Below are 11,567 nucleotides of genomic sequence, written 5' to 3'. Positions count from 1 at the left end.
CGAGAAGTCCCCCGCAGTCGTAATGAGTTCGTAAAGCGCCCACACGTTTCCCGATGGGTCCACATCGGAAGATATCAAATTTACTCCGACGAAATATTCTCCGCCGGAAGTAGCGTAGTTATCTGTGAGTTGGGTTATCTGAGATGGCAGACCATTGTAGTAATTGGTGTAGTAAAGTTCATTCTGGACTATTACTGCAAATGTAGATTGCCATTTGAAATTGGCATAACCCGTGTTGATGGAGCTTTCCCAGAAGATGTGCAGCTTACCGTATTGGTCCCCGGTAACGCTGGAAAAGCCCATGTTACCGAAGGTCTGGGGGGAGATGACGCTCGGGTCATTCCATTGACCCTCGTAGGTCGGATCCGTCAAGGTCTGGAGGTAAAAGCCGGTTTTCAAAATATTGTCTTCGCAATCATGCCCGTTAACGAAGAATGTTGGTACAACTGAGCTCGTCGGAATGCTTCTCTCGTTGACGTAAAAAGTTGGTTGCATCACCTGTCCGAAGCGCTGTTTTTCCTGATCCAAGAAGTACATTGCCGAATAGAAGGAATGATCATCATCGCCTCCGAACCCATACCATGTATATTTATCATTTACGCACTGATATCTGGAATAGGCATACGCCACGTGTGGATACCCAAACCAACCGCCCATGTGAATGACACCGTCGTAACTGGAGTATATAGAAGCGTTGGGAAGCTGTGAATAATCTGTAATTGTTGGAATTGCCTCACCTAAGAAAACAGCCCCTTGATCTGTGCCTACAAATTCATCCCATTCGTCCTCAGTGGCGTCCCAGATGCTGTACCATATACTACAGCTCTTAGATTTGCCTGGTACATAGGGTTGACGCATATTCTTACATAGATCAATCACCATCACGTCCCCGTAATATGGTTCTTCCGCGTTCATAAACTCGGCCATCGCCCGACACCCAGTGTTGGGAAGAAAAGCACCGAAGTATTCATCATCTTCGTCTATCTCAAACGGGTCGGCGGTGAAGGTGATTTCGGTGGCGGAGGTGAGGCCGGCAAGAACCAGCAGGGCGGCGAGGGTTTTCTTCAACATGGCTCTCTCCAACACTTTGTCGGGGTACGGATCTTCTGAATCACATGTGACTTACAGTATGACTTTCATAACGTAACAAGTCGGCAGGGGGTGTGTCAAGAGAATTTTTCATACGATTAACCGATGTGGAATATGCAAAAAGGCCCGTTCGGGCCTTCGCTTTTATTACTTTCCGGGTATTTAACCTCCGCCCTTGAACCAGGCGATGGTCTTTTTCAGCCCCTCGGCCAGGTCCACCTCGGGCCGCCAGCCCAGCTCCCGCCCCGCGACGGTGATGTCCGGCCTCCGCCGCGTCGGGTCGTCCACGGGCAGGGCGTGGTACTCGACCTGCGATTCGGAGCCGGTGAGCTCCAGCACCGCCTGGGCCAGCTCCAGGACCGTCCGCTCGTCGGGGTTGCCCAGGTTCACCGGCCCCCCGTAATCCGATTCCATCAAAAGCATCAGGCCGCGGACCAGGTCGTCCACGTAGCAGAAGCTGCGGGTCTGTGAGCCGTCGCCGAAGACGGTGAGCGGCTCGCCGGTCAGGGCCTGGGCGATGAAGGCGGGCACGACGCGCCCGTCGTTCTTTCTCATCCTCGGGCCGTAGGTGTTGAAGATGCGCGCCACGCGGGCGTCCAGCCCCCGGGCTCTGCGGTGCGCCGCGATGAGGGCCTCGCCGAAGCGCTTACCCTCGTCGTAGCAGGAGCGGGGCCCGTCCACGCTCACCCGGCCCCGGTAGTCCTCGGTCTGTGGGTGGCGGTCCGGGTCGCCGTACACCTCGGAGGTGGAGGCGTCCAGAAGGCGCGCCCCCCTGGCCAGCGCCAGCTCGATCGCGTTTTTCGTCCCGTAGGCGCAGGTGAGGCAGATTTCCACCGGCAACTTCGTGAAGTCCACCGGGCTGGCCGGGGAGGCGAGGTGGTACACGTGGTCCACGGGGCCGGAGAGGGCGGGGTCCTCCAACCAGCGGGTCCCGGCGACGTCGTACTCCAGGAACTCGATTTTGCCCATCACCTCGGCCAGGTTTGCCCGCTCGCCGGTGACGAGTGAGTCCACGACGACGACGCGGCGGCCGGCGTCCACGAGGCGGCGGACCAGGTGATTGCCGATGAAGCCCGCGCCGCCGGTGACCACGACCTTGGGGGTGTCTTTCATGGGGCTAAGGGTGCAATTAACCCGCGGCGGGTGTCAAGCGGTCGGTGTTGCGGGTGCTTTCCAGGCACGTGGAGGGTGGGGGGAGGGGTATGCCGTTTGGGATGGCGTAGGGGCGGGTGTCCACACCCGCCCGCAGGCGACCGTGGAGGACTCGTCCTACCGGTCGCCCCTACGGCCTGAAATCGCGCATTTTCGACGTAGGGGCCGACATGCGGTCGGCCCGCCCCTACGAGGTTGTCGCGTGATTCAATCGAATTCCGTAGGGCGGGGAACCGAGCGAAGCGAGCTATGCGAAGCAAATCCTTTCCCCCCGCGTTTTTTATAAGGAAGCCCTCACCCTGACCCTCTCCCACGGGGAGAGGGAAACCGTGGGTCGCCGTTTTGACATTCCTCACCCCGACCCTCACCCCAGCCCGTAGGCGAGCCTCTCCCTGGAAGGGAGAGGGGGCCGCCGCACCCCCCTCCCGACCCGTAGGCGAGCCTCCCCCCAAAGGGGGGAGGGGGACAAAACGGGCGGGTGTGGACACCCGCCCCTACGGAGTTTTGCGGTCGTTTCAGCCGTTGGCCCGCCGGGCCAGGGACGTGCGCCCCATGGACTCGTAGGCGAACCCCAGCGCGGCCACCTCCGCCGGGTTGTAGATGTTGCGCCCGTCCACCATCGCCGGCGTCTTCAACAGCTCCTTGACCCGACTCAGGTCCGCGTCCTTGAACTGGTTCCACTCCGTCACGACCACCAGGGCGTCCGCCCCATCGCAGGCCTCGTACATGGTGCCGGCGAAGGAGATGGAGAGGTTCCGCTTCGCTAGCTCCTCGGCCGCTGTCTCGTGGGCGATGGGGTCGTAGGCGCGGACCCGGCCGCCCTGGGCTAAAATCCCCTCGATTATGGTGAGCGACGGCGCCTCGCGCATGTCGTCGGTGTTGGGCTTGAAGGCCAGCCCCCACAGCGCCACGACCTTCCCCGACAGGTCCCCCACCATCCCGTTGAGCTTGGCCAGGGCCTGCTTGGGCTGAAGGGCGTTGACCTCCTCCACCGCGGCCAGGACCTTGAACTTGTAACCGTACTTGGAGGCGGTGTCTATGAGCGCCTTGGTGTCCTTGGGGAAGCAGCTCCCGCCGTACCCCACGCCGGCGTTGAGGAAGTGGCGGCCCAGGCGGTGGTCCATCCCCGCCGCGTCGGCCACCGCCTCCACGTCCGCCCCCACCAGGTCGCAGATGTTGGCTATCTCGTTGATGAAGCTTATCTTGGTGGCCAAGAGGGCGTTCGAGGTGTACTTGATCATCTCCGCTGACAGGCGGTCGGTGCTGACGATGTTCTTGGTCAGCACACGGTAGAGGGAGGCGACCTTCTCGGCGGCGTAGGCGTCGTTGGAGCCGATGACCACCCGGTCGGGCTGCATGGAGTCGCTGATGGCCGAGCCCTCGCGCAGGAACTCCGGGTTGGAGACCACATGGAAGGGGTGGGAGCCGCCGGACTCCCGCACGATTATCTCGGTGACCATGTCGCCGGTGCCCACGGGGACGGTGGACTTGTTGATGACGATCTTGTCGGGCGCGTTCAGGTGGCGGCCGATGGTGGCGGCGACGGCCCGCACCGCCGAGAGGTCCGCCTCGCCCGTGGGCATGGACGGCGTCCCCACCGCGATGAAGATGATCTCGCTCTTCCGCACGGCGTCGCCCAGGTCGGTGGTGAAGCTCAGGCGACCCCCGTCGGCGTTGCGCCGGACTATCTCCTCCAGGCCCGGTTCGTAGATCGGAATCCGGCCCTCGTTGAGCGCCTTGATTTTCTTCTCGTCTATGTCAACGCAGATGACCTCGTTGCCGAGGTCGGCGAAGCAGGCTCCGGTCACCAGGCCGACGTAGCCGGTTCCGACGACGGCAAGCTTCATCAGCTCCTCCGGGGTGGCTCACCGGGCGTTCCCCTACGGGGTGCTCCCGGCGACGGCTCGCTCAGGGTGAAGGGCCGCCGGTTCTCGCGGCGGCTGCGATAAATAATCTAAGCAGGGTCTCCACCGGGCGTTCCCGCCGGTCACCGGGACGTGCGGCTCCCCGGTTTCTCCGCCGGGACCCCTTCGGCGCACAGGGGGCATACCTCCGGCTTCCACACCTCGATGTCCAGCCTGGCCAGGCTGACCAGGGGGGCGGGCATCGGGGGGGCGTCGGCGCCGCGCCGGTCCACCACGCAGGCCAGCGCCACCGGTTCGAACCCGGCCCCGCGCGCAACCTCCACCACCTCGCCGGTGCTCTTCCCCGTCGTCACCACGTCCTCGACGACCACCACGCGGTCGTCGCGGGAGAGAAAGAACCCCCGGCGGAGGGTCATCACGCCCTCCACGCGCTCGGCGAAGACGGCGCGGACGCCCAGGGCCCGGCCGCACTCGTGGCCGATGATGAGCCCGCCCAGCGCAGGCGAGATGACCACCGTGGGCTCCAGCGCGGGGTCGGCCTCCTTCAAAAGAAAAGCCAGCTCCCGCCCGGCCCGCTCGGCGAGTTCGGGGTGCTGGAGGTAGAGGGCGCACTGGACGTACCGGTTGGAGTGGAGTCCCGAGGAGAGGATGAAGTGGCCCTCGAGGAGGGCGCCGGTGGAGCGCAGGTCGTGCAGGGGGTCGTAACCCATGCGGTTCTCCCCGGTGGAGGGTCGAGCGGGGCGCATTATAGCATCGAACCGGGCGGGGGCGCAATGACCCGCGGTCCGGTCCACGCGCTATCGCGTTGGACGTAGGGCGGGGACTTTAGTCCCCGCCGCTTTATTAAAGGAAGCCCTCACCCTTAATCCCTCTCCCACGGGGAGAGGGAGACGATGGGCCGCCGCTTTCACCGTTCCCAACCTCGACCCTCACCCCGGCCGATGCCTCGCTGCGATGACGTAGGGGCCGACCGACGGCGCGCCGTTCAGGTCGGCCCGTTTTTATAAGGTGGCCCTCACCCTTAATCCCTCTCCCGGAGGGAGAGGGAAACCGCCCTCATCACTCCAACCCTCACCCCAGGGGGGAGGGGAAATTATTCACTCCGCGCCGTAGCGCAGGAAGACCCCGGGCCGCGAGAAGAGCCACCGCGCGTAATCCTGCAAATCCTCCGCCGTGACCCCCTCCACCTCCTCGGTGAAATCCTCCTCGAACGCGTAGCCCAGCCCCCAGAGCTCGTAGAAGGCGGCGTCCAGGAGGCGGTCCGAGGGCCGCGCCAGGTCAATGACGTAGCGGCTGACCTCGAGCATGGTCCGGCCGCGCTCCAGCTCCGCCTCGCCCACCGGCTCCGCGGCGATTCTCTCCAGCTCCTCGTCCACTATGCCCACCGCCTCGGCGGTCTTGCCCGGCTCCGTGCCCAGGTAGAGCGCGAAGGCGCCCGGCCTCATCCCGAAGATGGGGTAAGCGTGCACGGCGTACACCAGCCCCGCCCCGCGAAGATGCGCGTGCAGCCGCCCGTTGGGCAGGTAGATTCCCGAGAGCACCGCGTCCAAAAGGCGCATCCGGTAGCGGTCCTCGCCGTCCCAGCTCATCCCGGGCCAGAGCCAGTCGAGAATCGTCTGCTCCCGGTCGGAGGGGAGCTCGAGGCGCAGGTTTTCTTCGGGGAACTTCGGCGGTCCGCATTCGGGCAGGGGCGTGCCCGCGGCCGGCACGTCCTCCCACAGCCGCTCGACCAGGTCCTCGATCTTCCGGGCGTCCACGTCCCCGGCCACGGCGATGAGCGTTCCCTCGGGCCGCCGGATGAGGTCCCGGTAGTCCAGCAGCCGCTCCCGGGTGAGCGCCGCGACGGTCTCGGGCGTCCCCCGCTGGTTGTGGGAGTAGGGGTGGTCGCCGAAGAAGGCCCGCTTCGCCTCCCGGAAGGCCACGGTGAATGGTTCCTCGTCCTCCCGGGCCAACTCGTCGAGGAGCCTCCGGCGCTCGGCCTCGACGCGGTCGGGGGGATAAATCGCGTTGCGCAGGCAGTCGGTGACGATCTCGAGGGCCAGGGGGGCGTCGGCGGCCGGGACGTGGGCGCTCAACAGGCCGCAGTCGCGCAGGCCCTGGCTCCCGATGGACCCGCCGCGGTCCTCGATGGCGGCCACCGTCTCCGGTCCGGTCCGGGTCCCGGTCCCCTCCAGGAGCATCCGCATGGCGAAGTGGAAGGCGCCCTCATCCTCCGGCGCCTCGACGCGATAGCCGCCGTCCACCAGGGCCCCCACCCAGGCGCTCCCCACGCCCGGATCCTCCAGCACCAGGAGGCGCAGGCCCGAGTCCAGGGTGGTCAGCCTCATCCGGCCGCTCTTGCCGCCCTCCCCAATCTCGAAGGCGTACTCCTCGGGATAATCCAGGGCCAGGGTGTTGGTCAGGGGGTAGTCGGGGGAGAGCCAGACCGAAGCCGCCGCCGGGGTTTTTCCCTGATAGACGAAGTAGGCGTCCGGCTGACCGGGTTTCACCATCCCCCTGGATTCCACCGATGCCGCGAGGCCGCGGGCCTCCGCCGACAGGCCGCTTTCGATCAAATCCTCCTCGCCGAGCCCCTCCTCGAAGAGCCCGAGATCGAAGTCCCCGGCGCCCGTGGGCCAAACGACGGCCACGTAGAGGTTGTCCGGGGTGAAGTACCGCCGGGCGACGTCGCGCACCGCCTCGGCGGTCACCGCCCGGCAGCCGTCCACGTAGCCCGCGGAGAACTCGAGGTCGCCCAGAAGGGCGTCGGTGCCCAGCCGCGCCGCCCGCGTATCCAGGCTCTCCCCATCGAAGATATAGTCTGCAAGTAGTAAGTTCTTCACCCGCTCCAGCTCGCCGGGGTCCGCGAGCCCGTCGGTGAGGGCGGTCACCTCGTCGTAGGCGGTCCGGTAGGCCTCGGGGAGGCGCGCAGGGTCCGCGGCCAGGTACACCTCGAACTCCCCGGCGTCGAAGGTCGGGGTGTAGCTGTAAACACCGAAGTCCGTCGCGAGCTGCCGCTCCTCGAGCAACGCCCTGTACAGCCGGCTCGTCCGACCCGTGGTCAAGAGGTGCATCGCCACGTCCAGGGCGTAGAGGTCATCGGCCCAGATGGGCACTGTGCGGAAGCCGAACACGAGGTGCGCCTGGTCGAAGGTGGCGTACTCGACACAGTATCGCGGTCCCGGCAGGTTCGCTGGCCGCTCCACCACGGGCAGCGTCCCCCCCGAGCGCTCCACGCCCCCGAACTCGGCGGCCACCTTGGCCGTCATCTCCTCCGCGTCCAGGTCACCGGCCACGACGACCACCATGTTCTCGGGCGTGTAGCGCGCGGTGTAGTAATCCCGCAGGTCGGCCTCGGTCACCGCCTTGAACAGGTCGGGGTAGCCGATGACCGGGTCGGCGGCCGGGGAGCCCGGGTAGATGGTGTGGGAGAAGCGGTACCAGGCGCGGGTGTCCGCCTCGTCCAGGTTCATGTTCATCTCTTTGAGGATTATCCCACGCTGGCTCGCGATGGCCTCGGCGGTGAACACCTGGCGCAGGAGCGTTTCCGCCATGAGCGCCACCATGCCGTCGAAGTGCTCCACCGTGGAGGTCTGGTGGTAGCAGGTGTGGGAGCTGGAGGTGTAGGCGTTGGAGATGCCGCCCAGGGTTTCGTCCCAGGTGTCCAGTTCCTCCTGGGTGTAGCTCTCCGAGCCGTCGCCGTGGAGGTGCTCGTAGTAGTGGCTTATGCCCGCGCCCTGGTAGGGGCCCTCGATGACCCCCCCGGTCCGCACGTAGACCCGGATGGTTACGGTGGGGTTGGCGTGGACCTCGGCGGCGACGATGACCAGGCCGTTGTCGAGCTCGGTGCGCAGGACGCTCTGGGCGAGCGCGGAGACGGCTGTGAGCAGCAGCAGTATGATGACCAGGGGTTTGCGCATGGGGGGACGCTCCGGGAGTTGCGATTTCCCCGGTATTATAGCGCAAAAATGCGCGGGGTTGCATATACGACGCACGGGCGGGTGCGGTCACCCGCCCCTACGTTTACCGCGAAACTGACCCGTAGGGGCGACCGTCCACGGTCGCCCGCGGGCGGGTCAGGAGACCAGCCCCTACGTCATCGCAATGGGCCGGGGTGAGGGCTGCCTTATCAAAAACGGGCGCACCTAAAGGTACGCCCCTACGAGTCGAATTGAAATTTTACGACACCCTCGTAGGGGCCGACCTTTAGGTCGGCCCGCGGGCGGGTCAGGAGACCCACCCCTACGCCATCGCAAGCGCGCCGACGGGTTAGGGTGAGGGTCGAGGCCGGGAATGTGAAACGGGCGGGTGTGGACACCCGCCCCTACGTCATCGCAAACCGCAGGTCCCCTACGTGTGGTACCCCATGAGCTTGCGGGTGACGGCGTTCTCGAAGATGTCGTCGCGGCCGTCTATGCCCTTGTCCGTCCCCGTGTTGTAAGCCTTCCGCGCGGCTTCTATCTGCGGCATGAACATGGAGAGAACCAGCCCCATGGCCCGCGCCTGCTCCAGGGTGTCGCCGTCGGCCTCGGCGATTATACCGTCCACCAGCTTCTCGGCCAGGGATTTGGCCCCCTCGGCGGTGCTCTGTTTGGCCACGCGGGATACCTCCCCAGGTCAGCCCAACCAACCAGTCTGCTTAAATATAGACGGTAAAACGTGAAAAATCAAGGTTCGGCGCGCTTCCGCCGCTTGAAGAGACGCCCCAGGAGCCCCTCGGCGGTGAAGAAACGGATGACGGCCGAGACCGGCCCCCGGGAGGCGAGGTTGGCGTCGTTGACGGCCCGGCGGATAAAGGTCGCCGCCAGCCCCAGAAACACGATGTTGGGCAGCCACATCGCCAGCCAGGGGTCGAGGATGCCCCGGTCGCCCAGCGCCTCGCCGCCCACCAGGCAGATCCAGTAGAAGATGAAGAAGCCGATGCTGGTGACGAAGCCCACCCCCTTGCCCGAGCGGCGGATCATCACCCCCAGCGGCGCCCCCACCAGCACGAAGGCGATGCAGGCGAAAGAGATGGAGTACTTCTTGGCGATTTCCAGGGTGTAGCGGTTGATTTCCCCCTGGAGTGTGCGGCGGCGGATGGCCAGGTAGCGCTCCTCCCGGGCGATGCGCTCCGCGGTGGTCAGGGTGCGGTCGCCGCCCTCCCCCGTCTCGGCCAGGAGGTCCCGCGCGGTGGGAATCGGTTCCGGCTCCTCCGTCGGGACGGGAACGGGCGGGGCGGATTCGCCCTCCTTCGGTATCAACCCGCCCTGGATGGCCAGTTGCTGCTCGCGGGCGTCGAGGTAGGGCGACTCGGAGCTGCCGACGAACTGTGGCCCCTCCTGCGTTTCCTCGGCGACGGGCGGTGGCGCCTCCCCGCCGGTTTCGGTCCCGCGGGCCTCGCCCAGCGGCTCGAGCTCCATCTCCTCCCCCTCGAAGAGCGACGTGCGGCCGCCGTAGTCGAGGCGGTCCGAACCCGCCGCCGCGTGCGCCGTCACCCCCGCGGAGGTCTGCCGGGGTTCGCGGATGCCGTAAAGCCGCCGTATCTCCTCCGGGGTGTACCCCCCCCGCGCCATGCCCAGGGCCGTCAACAGCCGGTGGCGGGACACGGGCTCCTCGCCGGCGAGAATCTGGCGCTTGCGGATTTCCGCCGTCCGGTACAACAGGTACTGGTCCAGGAGCGACTCGTTGACCCGCCCCTGCATCATCGCCACCGACATTTCGCGGTCCGAGCGCTGCTCGCGTTCCTCCCGGGTGAGCTCGGTATCGGCGTTTATCTCGATGACGTAGTTGGCGAACTTGAGCGTTTGGAAGGAATCGCTGCCCGGCGGTGTTATCTGGATGGTGCCGTCGGATAAGAGGAGCCGGACCCGGCCGCCCTCGCCGGTCTTCAGGACGCCGTGCGCGGCGCTTATCTGCTTCTCCAGGCTCCCGCCCCGGGGGATGTTTATCTTCACCCCGGTGAGCGTCATGTCCCGGTCGTCCATCTCCTCGATGTAAATCTCGTAGGGGGCGAAGTCGGTTATCCAGACGCCGGGGCGCAGGCTCACGTCCGGCCGCTTGTTCTGGATGTCCAGCAACAGGTTCTTGAACCGGTGGTTCGCCTCGGGCAGCACCAGGTCGTTGAAGAAGAACATCCCCACGGCGAAGATGCAGGCGAAGACGGCGCTGGGGGCCATGAGCGACAGAAAGCTGGTGCCGGTGGCCTTCATGGCGGTGATTTCCGAGTCGGACGACAGCCGTCCGAAGGCCATCAGCGTACCCACCATGAGCGCCATGGGCACGTCGTAGGCCAGCACCGCCGGGAGGTAGAGGACGAAGAGCTCGAGGGCGTACCGGCCCGGTACCCCCTTGGTGACGATGAGCTCCATCATCTTGAACACCTGGCCCAAGAGGAGCACCAGCGTCGCCACCACGAGGGCGAAGACGAAGGGTCCCACGTGCTCGCGCAGGATGTAGCGGTAGAGCTTCCAGGGTACGGTCATGGCGGTCATCCGGTGCGTTCCAGGTGGAAATATAGCATCCCCGGCGGGTCCCGGCAAGCGCGGCGCGGCCCGTCCATGAGTGGTGGGATTTTCCGGTCGGATGCGGTCGGCGGCTCGTTTCTGGTATCATCTGACCGTCATGGCCGCCATCCGCCTCCAGAAGCTCATCGCCGCCGCCGGGGTGTGCAGCCGCCGCGCCGCCGAGGACCTGATCCGCGCCGGGCGCGTCCGCGTGGACGACCGGGTCGCCACGCTGGGCTCTTCCGCCGATCCCGAGACCCAGCGGGTCACCCTGGACGGCAAGCCCCTGAAGCTCCCCGCCGACCACGGATACATCGCGCTCTACAAGCCCCGGGGAGTGGTCGTCACCCTGGCCGACGAGAAGGGGCGCGACGACCTGGTGAAGCTCCTGGCCGGCTACCCCCGCCGCGTGTTTCCCGTGGGCCGGCTGGACCGCCGGAGCGAGGGGCTGCTCCTTCTCACCGACGACGGCGACCTGGCGGCCCGGCTCCTGCACCCGCGCCACCACGTCCTCAAGCGCTACCAGGTCTCGGTGCGCGGGCCGGTGAAAAACGTAGATTTAAAGAAACTGGCCGAGGGGGTCGAGCTCGAGGACGGGGTGACGCTGCCCGCGGGGGTGGAGCTCATCGAGCGGGGATCGGACAGATCCCGCTTCGCCATGGAGCTCTACGAGGGGCGCAACCGTCAGATTCGGCGCATGTGCGAGAAGCTGGGCTACCGGGTGCAGCGCCTGGTGCGGACCCGCTTCGGGACGCTGGAGCTGGGGAAGCTCGCCCCCGGCGCGTGGCGCAAGCTCACCAAGGACGAGGTCCGGCGGCTGAGGGAGGAGGTCCGCGGGGCGGAGAAACGAATAAAGCGGGATGGGGGATGAGCCGAGGAAACGATTGGAGCAGTCCCCTTTCCCCTCTGGGGGGAGGCAGGGTATCCACCTTACCGGTGTTGATTGGGCGCGGTTCCCTCCCCCCTCTGGGGGGAGGGTTAGGGAGGGGGGTGCAGC

The 11,567-nt window shown here is 65.9% G+C and carries 8 protein-coding genes; 1 reads left to right on the top strand and 7 read right to left on the bottom strand.

Annotation, left to right across the window (positions count from 1 at the left end; genetic code table 11):
- From VM054_01470 to VM054_01440, 7 genes are all read right to left on the bottom strand, one after another.
- Positions 1-1,071, bottom strand: a 1,071-nt coding sequence (locus tag VM054_01470) for a hypothetical protein (GenBank protein ID HUT97727.1), incomplete at its 3' end; no start/stop codon positions are given.
- Positions 1,072-1,251: 180 nt separating this feature from the next.
- Complete coding sequence (locus VM054_01465; GenBank protein HUT97726.1) at positions 1,252-2,202, bottom strand: NAD-dependent epimerase/dehydratase family protein; 951 nt, start codon at positions 2,200-2,202, stop codon at positions 1,252-1,254.
- Between the two features lie 554 nt (positions 2,203-2,756).
- The gene (locus VM054_01460; protein ID HUT97725.1) at positions 2,757-4,088 is read right to left on the bottom strand and encodes a UDP-glucose/GDP-mannose dehydrogenase family protein; all 1,332 of its coding nucleotides are present in this window, start codon (positions 4,086-4,088) and stop codon (positions 2,757-2,759) included.
- A 140-nt stretch (positions 4,089-4,228) separates the two neighbouring features.
- The gene (gene pyrE / locus VM054_01455) at positions 4,229-4,816 is read right to left on the bottom strand and encodes an orotate phosphoribosyltransferase (GenBank protein ID HUT97724.1); all 588 of its coding nucleotides are present in this window, start codon (positions 4,814-4,816) and stop codon (positions 4,229-4,231) included.
- Positions 4,817-5,203: 387 nt separating this feature from the next.
- Positions 5,204-8,005 (bottom strand): pitrilysin family protein, encoded by a 2,802-nt coding sequence (locus VM054_01450; GenBank protein HUT97723.1) that lies wholly within the window; start codon positions 8,003-8,005, stop codon positions 5,204-5,206.
- Positions 8,006-8,435: 430 nt separating this feature from the next.
- Positions 8,436-8,684, bottom strand: coding sequence for a hypothetical protein (locus VM054_01445; protein HUT97722.1), 249 nt, complete (start codon positions 8,682-8,684; stop codon positions 8,436-8,438).
- Between the two features lie 68 nt (positions 8,685-8,752).
- Positions 8,753-10,549: an LptF/LptG family permease gene (locus tag VM054_01440; protein HUT97721.1), complete on the bottom strand. Its 1,797-nt coding sequence runs from the start codon at positions 10,547-10,549 to the stop codon at positions 8,753-8,755.
- Between the two features lie 100 nt (positions 10,550-10,649).
- On the opposite strand from VM054_01440, the gene VM054_01435 reads away from it, so the two are divergent.
- Positions 10,650-11,441, top strand: a complete 792-nt coding sequence (locus VM054_01435; protein HUT97720.1) for a pseudouridine synthase — start codon at positions 10,650-10,652, stop codon at positions 11,439-11,441.
- Positions 11,442-11,567: the final 126 nt, after the last annotated feature.

This window comes from bacterium, assembly GCA_035528375.1.
GTDB lineage: Bacteria > RBG-13-66-14 > RBG-13-66-14 > RBG-13-66-14 > RBG-13-66-14 > RBG-13-66-14.
The sequence above is the reverse complement of the archived record's forward strand: the minus strand, read 5'-3'. Positions and strand labels throughout refer to the sequence as shown.

What these genes read in the sequence shown, in the direction of transcription:
- VM054_01465 (HUT97726.1), bottom strand. Translation starts at nt 2,202, where the DNA reads ATGAAAGACACCCCCAAGGTCGTGGTCACCGGCGGCGCGGGCTTCATC.
- VM054_01460 (HUT97725.1), bottom strand. Translation starts at nt 4,088, where the DNA reads ATGAAGCTTGCCGTCGTCGGAACCGGCTACGTCGGCCTGGTGACCGGA.
- pyrE (HUT97724.1), bottom strand. Translation starts at nt 4,816, where the DNA reads ATGGGTTACGACCCCCTGCACGACCTGCGCTCCACCGGCGCCCTCCTC.
- VM054_01450 (HUT97723.1), bottom strand. Translation starts at nt 8,005, where the DNA reads ATGCGCAAACCCCTGGTCATCATACTGCTGCTGCTCACAGCCGTCTCC.
- VM054_01440 (HUT97721.1), bottom strand. Translation starts at nt 10,549, where the DNA reads ATGACCGTACCCTGGAAGCTCTACCGCTACATCCTGCGCGAGCACGTG.
- VM054_01435 (HUT97720.1), top strand. Translation starts at nt 10,650, where the DNA reads ATGCGGTCGGCGGCTCGTTTCTGGTATCATCTGACCGTCATGGCCGCC.